The organism is Clostridium sp., assembly GCF_036646415.1.
GTDB lineage: Bacteria > Bacillota > Clostridia > Clostridiales > Clostridiaceae > Clostridium_J.
This window is the reverse complement of sequence record NZ_JAVXMF010000004.1, coordinates 125,783-141,159: the sequence shown is the minus strand read 5'-3', so window position 1 is coordinate 141,159 and position 15,377 is coordinate 125,783. Positions and strand designations below refer to the sequence as shown.

18 protein-coding genes and 1 pseudogene are annotated in these 15,377 nt (G+C 30.8%); 16 read left to right on the top strand and 3 right to left on the bottom strand.

Going from position 1 to position 15,377, the window contains the following annotated elements; all coding sequences use genetic code 11:
- The first annotated feature begins 293 nt into the window (after positions 1-293).
- The 14 genes and pseudogenes from RSD37_RS04505 (at position 294) to RSD37_RS04440 (ending at position 10,493) form a co-directional block, all read left to right on the top strand.
- Entirely contained in the window at positions 294-548 is a 255-nt protein-coding gene (locus tag RSD37_RS04505; protein ID WP_346945507.1) for a helix-turn-helix transcriptional regulator, read from the top strand.
- Positions 529-984 carry a peptide deformylase gene (gene def / locus RSD37_RS04500; protein WP_346945506.1) on the top strand — a complete coding sequence of 152 codons (456 nt, stop codon included), beginning with the start codon at positions 529-531 and terminating at the stop codon, positions 982-984. The genes RSD37_RS04505 and def overlap by 20 nt, the downstream gene beginning before the upstream one ends.
- Before the next feature lie 147 nt (positions 985-1,131).
- A pseudogene (locus RSD37_RS04495) lies at positions 1,132-1,401 on the top strand (metal-sensing transcriptional repressor).
- A gap of 142 nt (positions 1,402-1,543) precedes the next feature.
- Positions 1,544-2,407 carry an AraC family transcriptional regulator gene (locus RSD37_RS04490; RefSeq protein WP_346945505.1) on the top strand — a complete coding sequence of 288 codons (864 nt, stop codon included), beginning with the start codon at positions 1,544-1,546 and terminating at the stop codon, positions 2,405-2,407.
- A gap of 198 nt (positions 2,408-2,605) precedes the next feature.
- A complete protein-coding gene (locus RSD37_RS04485; RefSeq protein ID WP_346945504.1) occupies positions 2,606-3,274 on the top strand; it encodes a Type 1 glutamine amidotransferase-like domain-containing protein in 669 nt (222 codons plus the stop codon).
- Between the two features lie 200 nt (positions 3,275-3,474).
- Positions 3,475-4,086 (top strand): hypothetical protein, encoded by a 612-nt coding sequence (locus RSD37_RS04480; protein WP_346945503.1) that lies wholly within the window; start codon positions 3,475-3,477, stop codon positions 4,084-4,086.
- A 63-nt stretch (positions 4,087-4,149) separates the two neighbouring features.
- The gene (locus tag RSD37_RS04475; RefSeq protein WP_346945502.1) at positions 4,150-4,281 is read left to right on the top strand and encodes a hypothetical protein; all 132 of its coding nucleotides are present in this window, start codon (positions 4,150-4,152) and stop codon (positions 4,279-4,281) included.
- A gap of 327 nt (positions 4,282-4,608) precedes the next feature.
- On the top strand, positions 4,609-5,139 hold the full coding sequence (locus tag RSD37_RS04470) for a GNAT family N-acetyltransferase (RefSeq protein WP_346945501.1): 531 nt from the start codon (positions 4,609-4,611) through the stop codon (positions 5,137-5,139).
- A gap of 140 nt (positions 5,140-5,279) precedes the next feature.
- The gene (locus tag RSD37_RS04465; RefSeq protein ID WP_346945500.1) at positions 5,280-5,798 is read left to right on the top strand and encodes a GNAT family N-acetyltransferase; all 519 of its coding nucleotides are present in this window, start codon (positions 5,280-5,282) and stop codon (positions 5,796-5,798) included.
- A 288-nt stretch (positions 5,799-6,086) separates the two neighbouring features.
- Positions 6,087-6,920, top strand: a complete 834-nt coding sequence (locus tag RSD37_RS04460) for a peptide transporter (protein ID WP_346945499.1) — start codon at positions 6,087-6,089, stop codon at positions 6,918-6,920.
- 433 nt (positions 6,921-7,353) lie between these two features.
- Positions 7,354-8,586: a S8 family serine peptidase gene (locus RSD37_RS04455; RefSeq protein WP_346945498.1), complete on the top strand. Its 1,233-nt coding sequence runs from the start codon at positions 7,354-7,356 to the stop codon at positions 8,584-8,586.
- Positions 8,587-9,005: 419 nt separating this feature from the next.
- A complete protein-coding gene (locus RSD37_RS04450) occupies positions 9,006-9,290 on the top strand; it encodes a GIY-YIG nuclease family protein (RefSeq protein WP_346945497.1) in 285 nt (94 codons plus the stop codon).
- A 140-nt stretch (positions 9,291-9,430) separates the two neighbouring features.
- Positions 9,431-9,898 carry a VOC family protein gene (locus tag RSD37_RS04445; protein ID WP_346945496.1) on the top strand — a complete coding sequence of 156 codons (468 nt, stop codon included), beginning with the start codon at positions 9,431-9,433 and terminating at the stop codon, positions 9,896-9,898.
- A 184-nt stretch (positions 9,899-10,082) separates the two neighbouring features.
- Positions 10,083-10,493, top strand: a complete 411-nt coding sequence (locus RSD37_RS04440; RefSeq protein ID WP_346945495.1) for a UDP-N-acetylglucosamine pyrophosphorylase — start codon at positions 10,083-10,085, stop codon at positions 10,491-10,493.
- Between the two features lie 397 nt (positions 10,494-10,890).
- Here the strand turns inward: RSD37_RS04440 and RSD37_RS04435 are convergent, their stop codons facing one another.
- The 3 genes from RSD37_RS04435 to RSD37_RS04425 are packed head-to-tail and all read right to left on the bottom strand — an operon-like array spanning position 10,891 to position 13,161.
- Complete coding sequence (locus RSD37_RS04435; protein ID WP_346945494.1) at positions 10,891-11,613, bottom strand: amino acid ABC transporter ATP-binding protein; 723 nt, start codon at positions 11,611-11,613, stop codon at positions 10,891-10,893.
- Positions 11,600-12,280 (bottom strand): amino acid ABC transporter permease, encoded by a 681-nt coding sequence (locus tag RSD37_RS04430; RefSeq protein ID WP_346945493.1) that lies wholly within the window; start codon positions 12,278-12,280, stop codon positions 11,600-11,602. Before RSD37_RS04430 ends, RSD37_RS04435 begins: the two co-directional genes overlap by 14 nt.
- A gap of 56 nt (positions 12,281-12,336) precedes the next feature.
- Positions 12,337-13,161, bottom strand: coding sequence for a transporter substrate-binding domain-containing protein (locus RSD37_RS04425; RefSeq protein ID WP_346945492.1), 825 nt, complete (start codon positions 13,159-13,161; stop codon positions 12,337-12,339).
- Positions 13,162-13,570: 409 nt separating this feature from the next.
- Here RSD37_RS04425 and RSD37_RS04420 point away from each other — a divergent pair, with 409 nt between their 5' ends.
- Together RSD37_RS04420 and panF are read left to right on the top strand one after the other, a co-directional pair.
- Positions 13,571-13,861: a YhdT family protein gene (locus RSD37_RS04420; RefSeq protein WP_346945491.1), complete on the top strand. Its 291-nt coding sequence runs from the start codon at positions 13,571-13,573 to the stop codon at positions 13,859-13,861.
- 15 nt (positions 13,862-13,876) lie between these two features.
- Positions 13,877-15,370: a sodium/pantothenate symporter gene (gene panF, locus RSD37_RS04415; protein WP_346945490.1), complete on the top strand. Its 1,494-nt coding sequence runs from the start codon at positions 13,877-13,879 to the stop codon at positions 15,368-15,370.
- The last annotated feature ends 7 nt before the right edge of the window (positions 15,371-15,377 follow it).

The window sequence follows — 15,377 nt, the reverse complement described above, 5'->3', positions numbered from 1 at the left end:
ATTAAAAAGTCCCCAAGGTCTAATTGTCCTTGACAAAGGGTACATTTTATTAGAGACGGTAAATATTTAATAAACATTGATAAAGGGACGTATCAAAAAAATGATACGTCCCTTTATCAATGAATTGATCACATTTATTTATGTTTTAGAATAATTAATATTAATCAGTTTTATTATGGCACAGTTAATGAAGAAAATAAAATTATTAATAATAATGTATGTAAGGTTAACTTGACAATGGGATGAAAAGTATTATAATGTAAGGTAAACATTACATTATAAGGAGAGATATTATGAAAAATAGGATTCGTGAGTTACGTGAAAAAATGGGTATTACTCAAGAGCAGTTAGGAAAGAAAATAGGAACATCACGTCAAGCTATTAATGCAATCGAAACAGAGAAGTACGAACCATCAATATGGATTGCCTATGATATTGCAAAGGTATTTCAGTGTTCTATTGAAGAAGTTTTCATTTTTGAAGAAAGTGATAGAAAATCGAGAGCAGACAAAAGTAGAGGTGAAAAAAATGGCATTAAGACAGTTTAGATATAATGATGACGATATATTAAGAAAAAGATGCAGAGAAGTAGTAGAGGTTAATGACCATATAAGAATGATATTAGATGATATGTTAGATACTTTGCATAATACAGAAAATGGTGCAGCTATTGCAGCACCTCAAGTTGGAATATTAAGGAGATTAGTTGTAATAGATATGGGAACAGGTATATTTAAGTTAGTAAATCCACAAAAAATTGATGAAAGTGGAGAGCAAAAATGTATTGAGGGATGTCTAAGTTTTCCAGGCAGATTTGGGAAAACCATTAGACCCCAAAAGGTAACTATAAAAGCATTAGATGAAAATGGTAAAGAGGTTGTTTTAACTGGAGAAGGTGAGATGGCTAAATGCTTTTGTCATGAAATAGACCATTTAGATGGAATTGTTTTTGTGGATAAAGTTATTAAATGGATTAACATATAATAGATAGTTTAGGGAATATAAATGCTTATTCATATCCCCCCAGAGGGCTTGTACATAAAATATGATATGTTATATTGATTATAGAATAGCGGTTAGGGGGATTTTAATATGAAAAAGTACTCATTAAAAAATGGGATTATAACATCAATGTGTATAGCTATCGGAATCAGTCTACCAATGGTATTGCACTCAATACCTAATGCTGGTGGACACTTGGATTCTATACGTAGGATGGTTGAGTCTGGAAGGGATTGTTCAGAGGTGCTGATTCAATTAGCAGCTGTAAAGTAAGCTATTAACAATACTGGGAAAATTATTTTAAAGGATCATATTGATCACTGTATTGTGGATGCTGTAGAAAAAGGTGATGGACAGGCACTGATTGAATTAAACAAAGCAATAGAAAGTTTCTTTTAGAACAATAACCATAAGGGCATACAAGGGATTTACGAGTAAATCTTATATATAGGTTATTTATATAATCCACGGACAAAGTTGAGCAAGATAGGCTAGGACAGAGAGAAAAAAATAACTTACAATTTAATCATGAGGTGAGAGAATGGATTGTATTCAAAGTATACAAAAGGCAATTGAATATATGGAAAATCATATATTGAAGCAAATTAACTATGAAGATGTTGCGAGGCAGGTATATATGTCAAATTACCATTTTCATAGAATTTTCAGTATGATAACGGGAATTACAGCAAATGAGTATATTAGAAATCGAAAACTTTCTATGGCAGGTCAAGAATTAATAATGTCTAATGCTAAAGTAATAGATATTGCAATGAAGTATGGATATGAATCACCAGAAAGTTTTACGAAAGCTTTTTCAAGATTTCATGGAGTTACCCCAATGATTGCTAAAAGAGCAGGAATGGAATTAAAATCTTTCAATCGCCTTGTAATAAAAATTAAATTGGAAGGTGGAAAAATTATGAATTACAAAATTGTAGAAAGAGAAAGCTTTAAATTATTAGCAAAGGTAGAAGCATTTAGAAATGAGTTAATTTCAGAGGATGGCAATACAGAAATACCTGATTTTTGGGAAGAGTGTGGAAAAACTGGAGTATTTGATGTACTTAAAAAGAACACTGAAGATCATGATATTTATGGGGTATGTGCTCACATTTCTAAAGAAAGTACACATTTTCATTACGGAATTGCCATGAAATATGCTGGAGGTAATATACCTGATGGTTATAGATTGTGGGAAGTAAAGCCAACCTTATGGGCTGTATTTAAATGTATAGGTGAAGATCCAAACTGTATTGGAGATACTTGGAATAGAATTTTCACAGAGTTCTTACCAAGTTCAGATTATAATATGCTAGATGATACAGACTTTGAATTTTATCCAGAAGAGAATAATTCAGATTGTTTCTGTGAAGTATGGATTCCTGTTGAGAAGAAGTCTTAACATTTAAAAATAAGCATACCTTTAATAAAATTAGACACATACAGAAGATTTAATTATCAATTTCTGTATGTGTTTTTTCATAAAAATGTGAAACACTTAAATGGTAAATTTATTTTAAATTTACTTTTATTGGTGTATAATTAATATATAAACTTATGAATGATGGTATTTTATTATGATTAAAAAAGGGGGATAAGGATGGTAAATATATTTTTAAGTGAATATAACTTTCATGGAGAATGGGCAAAAGACACAATTAAAAAATATATAAATTATTGTGATAAAGTTGTAGTCATCCCATTTGCTTTTAGTGAAAAATGGATAAGTAATAATGTTGAGTGGCAGAATGCGTATAATAGATATTATGGTAATTATTATAAAGAAGTAGTAGAACCATTTTTGGAGTATGGTATTGATGAGGATAATATTGTATGGCTTAATTACTTTGAAGATACTGACGAAGAAATGAGAAGAATAATTGAAAGTAGTAACATTATTTTTATAACAGGTGGATTGCCTGATATAGCAGTTGAACGAGTAATAGAAAGAGGATTGCTTAACTACATTGATAGTAGCAAGATAATTATGGGTGCAAGTGCGGGAGCATTGATGCAGTTAAATAATTATTATATATCACCAGATGAAGATTATACAGATTTTATGTATTGTCATGGACTTGAATTAGTAAATAAAGATTTTTATATTGAAGTTCATTATGAAGATACAGATATACAAAATGATTGTATTAAGAGAGTTTTAAAAGAAAAGACAGATACAATTTATGCAATAAAAGATAACGGAGGAATAATTGTTGATAGTGGAAATCTTTTATTACTTGGAGATGTAGTTACTTTTAAAAACAATTAATTCGTATCTTTCCTATATGTTGTGTAAATCCAATAAATACGATATATGCAACTTTGTAATTTAAAGACTACGAGGATGGAATATGCGAAACGGATATGATATTCATCAGTCTTATGACTATTGGATGTATGGAATATTTAATTAGTCACCTGTTGATTTAAAATGACACAAGACCAACTAAACTTTCATGGGGGTGAAAAATGAAAAAATTTTTTTTAATACTCATGTTAATTATAGGTTTAGGCACTTTTGGGGGATGCGAAAAGCAGACTTTAACTATGCCAGAATATCCACTAGATTCTACCACCATTGATAAGGCACTGCAAGAAGCAGAGCTTTCTTGGACAATAATAGGGTCAGAAGACGCTCCATTTGTAGGGCAAACCATTGAAGGACAAACCGTATATACTCTTAATAAAAATGGTGAAATTGTTGCTACTATTTCAAGTGCAATTAAGGAGGGGGAGAGGTATCTTCAGATCGGATTCTCCCCTTATCACAATAATGAGTATTCTCTACCAGAGGAAGAGTGGGAAAAAGCTATTGTCTTTGCAACTCTTTTATATGGCGGCTTTGATAATACACACCAAGTTTATAATGAATTTACCAATGACTATGACACGAAAAACACAGTGAAGGAACCACGAGAAAGAATAATGGGTGGCAGCTTGGGGCACGAGGAAATGTCAAAGTGGGAAAACGAAATCAATGGTGTAAACTGTCAGGTGATTTTGAATAAACCATATCGCAGTATGCCACAAGAATACCTAGGCTCAATTAGAATAACCAGTGATGTAGACACTTTTAAATAAAATTAATATTGTAATCAAGAGTATATATTTAAATCCTTTTTTGAGGAAGGTCTAAGCTGCTCTTTGATGGATGATAACATCATTGATAGTTGCAATGTGTGTAACTTAGAATGTATCTGTGAAAGATTAGAGAACATTGCAAAAGAGTGTGTTCATAGCACATCAACTGTAATAAATACATTTAGTTTTCAGTAAATCATAAGGTAGCAAGTATCCTTCTACTTTTAGAAAATATAAACAGCCACTAAGAAAAGTACTCAAGGAGCTTTAAGCTCTGAGCAATTTTCTCAGTGGCTTTTATTTCATTGGTCTTATAATTAAACTCAACTAAGCTGTAGACAGTTTCCAGCTAAATCTTTCACTGCGTTCAAGTCTTAGCCGGAAATTTTCTTTGATTTTCTCTTCGAGTACAAGAAATTGAAAGTAACAGGTATATTGTTACAGTGAATATGTGGTAAAATAGAATTAGTAAGATAGTACGTTATAGTAAATTAAGCCGCACTAAAGGAGGATTAAAAATTAATGAGTATTAGAATTGAAACACCTAATCTAATTCTTAGACAGTATTTACCATCAGATTCAAAAGATGTAGCATTTTATAGTCAGCAACCCAATGTAGCATACTGGATGTCTGATATGGTTTTCCATGACGAGCCAAGAGCACTTCGTTGGATAAATTGGGTAAATGAAAAAATTAATACTACTGAGCCTAATATATCATTAGCAATAGAAAATAAGGCTGATGGCATATGTATTGGTGTTGTGGGGGTTCATCCAAAAGATGAAATAGACAATGAGGTTGAGGTCTTTTATGGTATTTCTGACAATTACCAAAATAAAGGATATGCAACTGAAGCATCTAAAGCACTAATTCAATGGACTTTTGAAAATACTCAATTAAAGTCATTAGTTGCAATCGTAAAACCAGAGAATATTCCATCTAAAATTGTAATTGAAAAACTTGGTTTTGAATATGTTGATTCCAGAGAAGTACTATATGATGGTGATATGTGTAAGTTTGATTATTATAAGTTATATAATAATCATTCGTAATATTCTTATATGGTGTGTAAATCTTGTAAATACGATATATGCAACTTGGTAGTTAAGTGTGAGTTAGTTTTATATTTATATAATATATAAACAGGAATTTGTAGTGAAGATTATTTATAAATGATAGGGGAATATTTATTATGAGGATAAAAGACTTAGAAACAAGTCGATTAATTATTAAAAATACTAGGAAAGAAGATGCATCCTTTTGTTTGGATATCTGGTTGGATGATGAAATGGGGAAATATTTATCAGATCCACCTCGAGATAAAGCAAGTGATACATACTTGAGATGGAAAGAAAATGTAGAAAATTATGATGGGTGCTATTATTTTATTGCAGTTTCAAAGGAAACAGGAGATTATATTGGAACATGTAGTGCGGTTCCAAGTGAAGACCAAAAACATTGGGATTTAGGATATTGTGTCCATAAAAAATATTGGCGTCAAGGGTATGCTACAGAAATAATAAAAGTACTAATTGATTTTTGTTATATAAATGGAGGTCGAAAGATTACAGCAGATGTAGCACAGGAAAATCCAGGTTCAAATGCTGTATTAAGAAAACTTGGCTTCTATGTTGAAAAAGAAGGCACTTTTAAAAAGTGTGGAACTGATATTATATATGATGAGTATACCTACAGACTTGATTTGGAATAATCATAAATTACCTAGATTAAGAATAAACTTGATAAATGGGTAATTTATCTAATTAGAAATATATAAGTTTATAGGAACAACCTTAGATAATTTTGGGTAAAAAGGGACAACAATATTGTTGTCCATTTTAGATTGGTCATATTTCCACACTATTTTAAAATAGAATAATTAATAATTATTAGCGTAAATGTTTATAGATTTGAAGATATATATATAAATTAGAATATAATGTAAATTGTGATATACTTTAATAAAGGAGATTTTATATGCAAGGGGAAGGGAGTCTATATGAAAAATTTAATTAGATTATGTGATTATACAAAGGAAGAAATATTTAAAATTTTTAATATAGCTGATGAGATTGAACAAGGGAAATATGAAAATTGTTTAAAAGGAAAAACTATAGTATTATTTTTCCCTAATTCAAGTATACGTACAAGAGTGACATTTGAAAAAGGTACTAATATGCTAGGTGGGCAATCAATTTTATTTCCAAGTGATGCATTAGATAAAAAAGAAGAAATAAAAGATGTTGTTGGATATCTTAATAATTGGGTAGATTGCCTTATTGTAAGGCATAGGGATATTTCTTTAATAAATGAAATGGCAGCATATAGTTCAGTACCAGTAATTAATGCAATGACAAGTGTAAATCATCCTTGCGAGGTTTTATCAGATTTATATGCTTTGTGTAAGTTAAGAGAGAATTTTTTAGAATTAAATTATTTATTTGTTGGGGCAAAAGAAAATATAGGATTGGCATGGAATGAAGCGGCACAATTATTGGGTTTTTCACTTACACAATGCTGTCCTAATAATCATGAAATGGATGATATTCCTATTGAAAATGATATTACAAAAGCTTTTTTAAATAAAGATATTATATTAACTGATCCAGTAAGTGAAGAAATCTTGAAAGACTTTAAAGAATATCAAGTCACTACAGAGTTAATGAATTTAGCTAATAAAGATGCATTACTGAATCCTTGCCCACCCTTTTATAGAGGTAAGGAAGTATCAGTAGATGTAATTGATAGTGAGTATTTTATAAGATATGAATTCAAGAAAACATTACTTAATGTTCAACAAGCAATTATTATTTTTAATATGCAGAACTTTTAAATGTAGACAAAACACAAAAATCTAACAGGAACACAAATAGCAACCGCTTTAGGAGAAAAGGGTGTCAGCCACTTAATAAGAAACTACAAGATATATCATACTGTTGACCCTAGGTATGTTTTAGAAGATTGTAAGGATTGCTTAGACCTAAAGTTTTTCAATGAGTAAAAATAAGTACATCTTTATTTAAATTAGGCACATGCAGAAGATTTAATTATAAGCTTCTGTATGTGTTTTTTTATAAAAATGTAAAATTATTAAATGGTAAATCTTCTTTTGGTTTTACCATTTATTGGTGTATAATCAATATATAAACTTATGAACGATGGTAGAGTAAGGCGAAATAAAGATTATAAAAAAAGACATAGATAAATAGGAATTTGTCGCTTAGATTATATTAAATATGAATTAACTAAAAAGGTGGTGCAGGGAATTGAAGTGTAGACCCAAAAATGTGATTTGCTGCTTGATAACAATTGGCAGTTTATTTATTCTAAATGGATGTGGTAATTCAGATAAACTAAAGTATGGTGAAATAACAGATAGACCTAAAGATACTGCAGAAGAGCTTTATAAATTTAATTCTAACAAAACGGAGAGTGAGAGATGGGCTATTAATGATATAGGTAGTATTGATCTTACTTCTACGGACTTAACACATGAGAATTTGACGGATAAAACTGAATTATTTAAGTATTTTCAGTTTGATACGAAAACGCTCTGGCCTACCCAATTACCGGATGGAATTGATCCAAATAAGTTGTTAGAGCAAGGAAAAGACCCAGGACTAAATATAAGAGAATTGCATAAAAAGGGAATTACAGGTAAAGGAGTTGGAATTGCAATAATAGACCAGGCATTGCTAGTTGACCATGAAGAGTACAAAGAACAGATAGCTGTATATCACTCATATAGTGAGAATAAACATCAAATGGCATCGATGCATGGACCAGGAGTAGCTTCATTAGCAGTTGGAAAAAATATAGGAGTTGCACCAGATACGAAGTTATATTATATTTCAGATGATTATGCTTTATATGGAGAGAGGACTGAGTCTGGAGAGATGACAACTAGTCTAGAATATTTATCAAAAGATATTGATAGAATAATAGAATTAAATAAATCACTTAATGATAACGAAAAAATCAGAGTTATCTCAATTTCGATTGGATATACAAATGATAAAAAGGATAGAGATAAGTTTATACTTGCAGTAGAAAGGGCAAAAAACGAAGGAATAGAGGTTTTATGTTTAGGAGATGATAATCTGCTAAATCAATATATTGGTATGGGAAGAACTATGTATGGAAATTCTAATGTTGTAGAGGATTTAAGACCGGCATATATGACTTATAAATTATATAATGGTAGATTTGATACAGGAAGATTATTAGTTCCAATGGATCAACGAACAGTAGCATCAAGTATTGGAACCTCAGATTATCTTTACACACCTATAGGAGGAGGTAGTTGGATTGTTCCTTATGTAGCGGGATTATACGCATTAGCATGTCAAGTTGATTCTCAAATTACTTTTGAAGAGTTTACAGTAATTGCAAGAGAAACTGGCAAGATTACAAGTGTTACTGATGAAAATGGAACCTATGAATTTGGTACGATAATAGATCCAATTGCACTAATAAATAAATTACAAAATAAACAATAATATGTTAGAATTACTAAAAATCTTTAGATATTATAAAATTCCAATTTATCGTTGAGGTAATTCGTAATCTTCTTATATGGTGTGTAAATCTTGTAAATACGATATATGCAACTTGGTAATTAAGTGTGCAATAAAAAGTATAGAGGAGAATTATATACTAAAGTATCTTCCTAACAGTAAATATGTTATTGAATCGGAGAATTTAGAATAAATAAAAGAGTGAAGTAGAGTTTTTACATTATTATCCCAATTGCGATATGCTTTAACAAAGGAAATTTTATATGCAAGGGGAAGGGCGTAAAGATGAAAAATTTAATTAGGTTATGTGAATATAAAAGGGAAGAACTTAAAGATTGAGAAAAAAATTAGAGAAAGTCAAGAACAAATAATTTGTATGTAATTGTAAAGAGGTTTTAACTATGAAAATTATTTATAAAATCACTTATCCTAACGGTAAAATTTATGTGGGTAAAGATTTAACTGATGATATTAATTATTTTGGAAGTGCAAATAGTAAATTAATTGAGAAAGACTTTACAAGAGAAGAAAGAAGCGATTTTACAATCCGAAAAGAAATTTTGTGGGAATCAGAAATTGCTACAGATAAAGACGTTAATCGTAAAGAGGTAGAGTATATAAAATATTATGAGTCAAATAATCCAAGTATCGGTTATAATCAATGGCCCAAATTTAAGAATATTTGAAAAATATATGAAAAATGAGATAGATTATTTTTATATTCAAAAATAACATATTATGCGCAGAAAATAGTATAAGATGAAAGGGGGATAGCTTTAGTGAGAGTTTGGCACTTACAAATACACTCGCTCACTAAAGATAAATTATGAAATTTACTTGTCCGCTTATTGTGGTGAAGAGTATTGAAAAATCAAGAAAGTTTTATGAAGATGTACTTGGACAAAAAGTTGTTATGGATTATGGTGAAAATATAACCTTTGATGGAGATTTCTCACTACAAAGTAGCTCATCGTGGCAAAAGTTTATTGATAAAAATGATGATGAAATAATACAAAAATCTAATAGCTTCGAATTGTATTTTGAAGAAGAAGACTTTGAGGGATTTTTAAATAGGTTAAAAGCAATAGACTATATAGAATATGTTCATGATACAAAAGAATATTCGTGGGGGCAACATGTTATACGTTTTTACGATCCTGATGGTCATATAATTGAGATTGGTGAAAGTATGAGATTTGTTGCAAAACATTTTCTGGCACAGGGAATGACAGTAGAAGAAGTATCCAAGAGATCTCAACTTCCAATAGAATTTGTTAAATCTTGCATTGAATAAAATATGATGAAATAACGTATGAAGAAGAAAGTACATCTTTATTTAAATTAGGCACATGGAGAAGATTTAATTATAAGCTTCTGTATGTGTTTTTTAATGCAAGAAAAGTTTATTGAAATATAGTATAATATAATTAATAGATGTTATTATAGAGTTATTATCATCATAAAAAGGGAGAAACAATATGAAATATGAATTAACAGTATATGAGTTAGGGAAACTACTTAAAAGTGTAAGTGAAGAATACAAATTGAGTTTAGTATCAAAAATAAAATTAAGCGGCGGTTGGATGACTATGATAGGGGAAGTAGAAATAGAATACATACCAGCTAAACCAGTATTATCAAAAGGGAACAATATCATAAGCTTAAAGGTTAAAAATGATTGTGGACAAGGTAATGCAATTAAAATTACTGGTCTAAAAGATTGTAAATTTGAAGTAGATATAGCTCCAAAAAGAGTTAAGGAAGTACATGTAGGTGGATTAAATTTAATCACTATAAAAGAAAAACACGATGAATGTACATTAAAGATAGATGAAAATGTAATTTTTAATGTAAATGGACCTGCTGGAGAAATAGTTAAGTTCCTATAAAATTAGACTCAGTTTTAAACTAGTGTTGATTATGACATCATATTATCTTCCCTCAACCGTTTCGCAACATTTATTTACTAGAGCTCTGCTCAAGGAAAAAGCTAAACTACAAAAACTCGCATGCGCTCAAACACTTTGTAGTTATTAACGCCTTTACCTTTCCCATCACTGAGTAAATATAATGTCCCTGCAAATGGTATTCGCTCAAATAATATTGATGTCAATTCCAACAGTCACTTAAAACATAGCCTAAAATAAAAATATAGGACTGCCTCAATGATTAAATTATATTTAATCTTGAGACAGTCCTTTTAATTTAGATTATTTTTTTAATGATTCTTGAAATTAATAATATGATGTTATAATCAACAATAGTTTAAAAGATTGCCCTAATTTATTATAAAACCTTTGATAGAAAGTCTATAGTTCTAGGGTTTTTAGGGTTTCCAAAGAGTTCTTCTGGGGTGCCTTGTTCCACGATTTTACCACCATCCATAAAGAGAATTCTATCTCCAACTTCCTTTGCAAAGCCCATTTCATGAGTAACAACTACCATGGTCATTCCGTCATTTGCAAGGTTCTTCATAACACTTAAAACTTCTCCAACCATTTCTGGATCTAGAGCTGAGGTTGGCTCATCAAATAGCATAACATCTGGGTCCATTGCTAGGGCTCTCGCTATTGCTATTCTTTGTTTTTGTCCACCAGAAAGAGAGGCAGGATAGGATTGTGCCTTTTCAGTTAATCCTACCATTTTTAGAAGATCCATAGCTTTCTTATTAGCATCCTGGGTTTTTTGTCCCTTAACTTTAATTGGTCCTATAGTTATATTTTCTAATATTGATTTATGTGGGAAAAGGTTAAATTGTTGGAATACCATTCCCATCTTTTCTCTTAGTTTATTTATATCAGTATTCTTATCAGTTATGTTGTTTCCCTCAAAGTTAATTTCTCCAGAGGTAGGTTCTTCAAGGAGGTTAAGGCATCTTAAAAAGGTTGATTTTCCTGAACCTGATGGTCCTATAACTACAACCACTTCTCCCTTTTTTATATGTTCATTTATACCCTTTAAAACTTCATTTTTTCCGAAATTCTTGTTTAAATTATTAACGTGAATCATTTGCCTTAAGCCTCCTTTCAAGATATGCCATTAGTCTTCCTAATGTAAATGTAAGTGTAAAGTAACATAATGCTGCCACTATTAATGGTTCAAAGCTTCTATAGGTAGCTCCTGTAACAAGCTTTGCTCCATAAGTGATTTCAGCAACTCCAATTGCTGATGCCATAGATGATTCTTTTATTATTGAAACAAATTCATTACCTATAGCGGGCAAAATATTTCTTACTGCTTGAGGTAAAATTATATATTGCATTGCCATTCTTTGACTCATACCTAAACTTCTTGAGGCTTCCAATTGACCTTTATCAACAGCATTTATTCCAGCTCTTATTATCTCTGCAACATAGGCACCAGAATTAAGTGATAGAGCTATTACACAGGCTACAAATGGAGTAAGTTTAATTCCAAAGGAATTTGAACCAAAGTAAACTATAAATATTTGTAGTAATAGTGGTGTTCCTCTTACAAACTCTATGTATGCAGAAGAGATAATCTTCGGTAGTGGTACTTTTAATATAGATAACTTAGATCTTTTCATAAAGCAGAGGATTGTTCCTAAAATTACTCCGCATATAACTGCCAGTATTGATACTAGTAATGTCCACTGAATACCTTCTATAAATACTGGAAAATATTTTTCTAAAAACTTAAAACTTAAATTACTCATAGTTCCTCCTTAGCTTCCCCTTGAAAAGTATTCTAAATTTCAAGGGGAATTTTATGTTACTCTGCTGTAACTTCATCCTTACTTAATTTAACTGCATTTGTGTAAAACTCATCTATTTTACCTTCAGATATTAATCTTTGAAGTGTACTATTAACTGCTTCTAAGAAAGCTGCTTGATTTTTAGGAAGAGCTATTGCTGATCCACCACCTGATGCATCTGCAATCTTTTCTTCAGCAACTGCTAAATCTTCATGTACTGTAGCTTGTATATCTGCTACAGGTAACTCAACTATAACTGCATCTAAGTTTCCTGTAATTAAATCTTGAATTAATGTTGGAACTTCTGGTAATAACTTAACATCAGCATCTTCAATTCCTTGGGCTATAGTAGCTTGGATTGAACCATTCTGTGCTCCAACTTTCTTTCCTTTTAAATCATCAATACTTTTAATGCTGCTTGTACTGTTTTTATTAATTAATATTCCTTGCTCTGCTTCAAAATATATATCTGAGAAATCTACAATTTGTAGTCTTTCTGAATCAGGTGACAAACCAGAAACCCCTAAGTCTACAATTCCATTTCTTACTGCATCACAGATTGTACTAAATTCCATCTCTTGAACTTCATATTCTACTCCAAGATCCTTTGCAATTTCCTCCATTAAATTTATGTCCATACCAACCTTTTTCTTTTCGCCATTGTCCATAACGAAGAATTCATATGGAGCATAATCAATACTCATACCTACTGTGATTTTTCCTTCTTCTTTTATTTTAGATAATAAGTCCTCTTCTGGTTTATTTCCACAAGCCATTAATGATAATGACATAACTCCCGCCATTGCTACTGCAAAAATTTTCTTTAAAAATATTTTTTTCATTATTGAATCCCCCTTATAAGTAAAAACTATTATTCCTTTGCTGTAGTATGATTATACAACTGAAACTAATAATTATGCAATAGTTTTTTAAAATTTTATGAAATATTCCATAAAAACATTGATAAATGGGTAAAAACTGTTTATAAATGTTATAATTATGCATAAACATGATGACTTTATTCATAGTGCTTCAATAGTTATTAAAGGATTAACAGAGGATTACTACACTCATAACAGGGAAGTATCTAATACATAATAGATTATATTTAATTAAAATATTTAAGGGGATTAGAAATATATTAATTTTATAAAAAATACAAAACATATTGTGTACTATATAGTGACATGATAATATTACTATGTTGTTATAAGATGGATAATTTATGTTGAAAACTAAGGAGAATAGAAGATGAAGCTATCAGAAAAAGCAAAAAATAAACAAATAAATAAGGAAGCAATTATTTCAATTGTTGTATATATCCTTTATTTTATATGGTGGTATGTTACTGGATTTGGATTAGGGAGTAGAGACCCGGGAAGTTATAAATACGTAATGGGGCTTCCAATGTGGTTTGTATTAAGTAGTTTTGTAGGTCCTATACTACTTATTATTGCAGTAATATTTACAGTAAAATATTTATTTGTAGATTTTGATTTAGAAAGTAATGAAGAAGAGAACGATAAAGATGAATGGAAATAAAGTGAGGAAAAAAATATGCAAAAATTTTTAATTGTAATACCAATTGTGCTGTATCTAGCACTTAATCTATTTATAGGGGTTTGGGTTAGTAGAAATGCTGCAAGTGAAAATGCCAAGAATGGATTTATTAATAATTATTTTATTGGAGGAAGATCCATGGGAGGCTTTGTCCTTGCCATGACATTAATAGCTACCTATACTAGTGCTAGTAGTTTTATTGGAGGGCCAGGAATTGCTTATTCAGTAGGTTTAAGCTGGGTGTTTGTGGCGGTGACTCAAGTGCCAACAGTTTTTTTAACTCTAGGTATTTTAGGTAAGAAACTTGCGATAATATCAAGGAAGATTAATGCAGTTACTGTTACAGACTATTTATCAAAGAGATATAAATCTCCTACAGTGGTTATTTTAGCCTCCATTGCGCTAGTAGTATTTTTCATTGTGACCATGGTTGCTCAATTTATAGGAGGAGCAGTATTATTTCAAACTATTACGGGATACTCATATATAGTTGGATTAATTCTTTTTGGAACTATAGTAATTTTGTATACTACTATTGGAGGATTCAAAGCTGTAGTTATAACAGATACGTTACAAGGAATTATAATGTTATTTGGTACAGGATTAATTCTTTATTTCATAATAAAAGCAGGCGGTGGTGTGGAAGCCATTTCAGTTACACTAAGTGAAGTAAACCCTGTATGGAGTACTCCTCTATCAGGTGATCATTTTAGTAAGGGCTATATATTATCCTTTTGGGTTCTGGTTGGTGTAGGGACACTAGGACTTCCACAGAATACAGTTAGGGCTATGGGATTTAAGAATACTAAATCTATGCACAGTGCAATGATCTATGGAACAGTAGCTTTCTTTATTCTTATGTTTGGAATGCTTTTAGCAGGTGTATTTTCAGCTGCAATACTTCCAGCTGGAATAGTGAATTCAGATACTGTAATTCCTAGACTGGTTGTAGAAATTATGAACCCCGTTTTGGCAGGAATATTCCTAGCAGCACCACTAGCTGCAGTTATGTCAACGGTGTCTTCTATGCTTATTTTATCTTCAGCAGCAATCATAAAGGACATTTATATGAACTACTTTATGAGTGATAAGAAAGCACAAGAAGGTAGTGAGTTTGAGAAAAAGATTTCAAGAATGAGTCTAGCATCCACAGCTATAATTGGGATAATAGTATTTGTACTTGCAATACAACCACCAGATTTACTGACTTTTATTAATTTATTTGCCTTTGGTGGGCTTGAGGCAGCATTTTTCTGTCCTGTTGTATTTGGACTATACTGGAAGAGAGCTAATGCTACAGGTTCAATTATATCTATGGTATGTGGTATTGGATCTTTTATATTGTTCAGTGTTACAAAGTTTGCACCATTTGGAGTTCAACCAATCGTGCCAGCTCTTCTAGTATCAATAATTACCTTTGTTATAGGAAGTTACATAGGTAAGAAGCCGGATAAAGAAGTCATTGAATTATTCTATGGTACGGAGAGATAAATGTAGA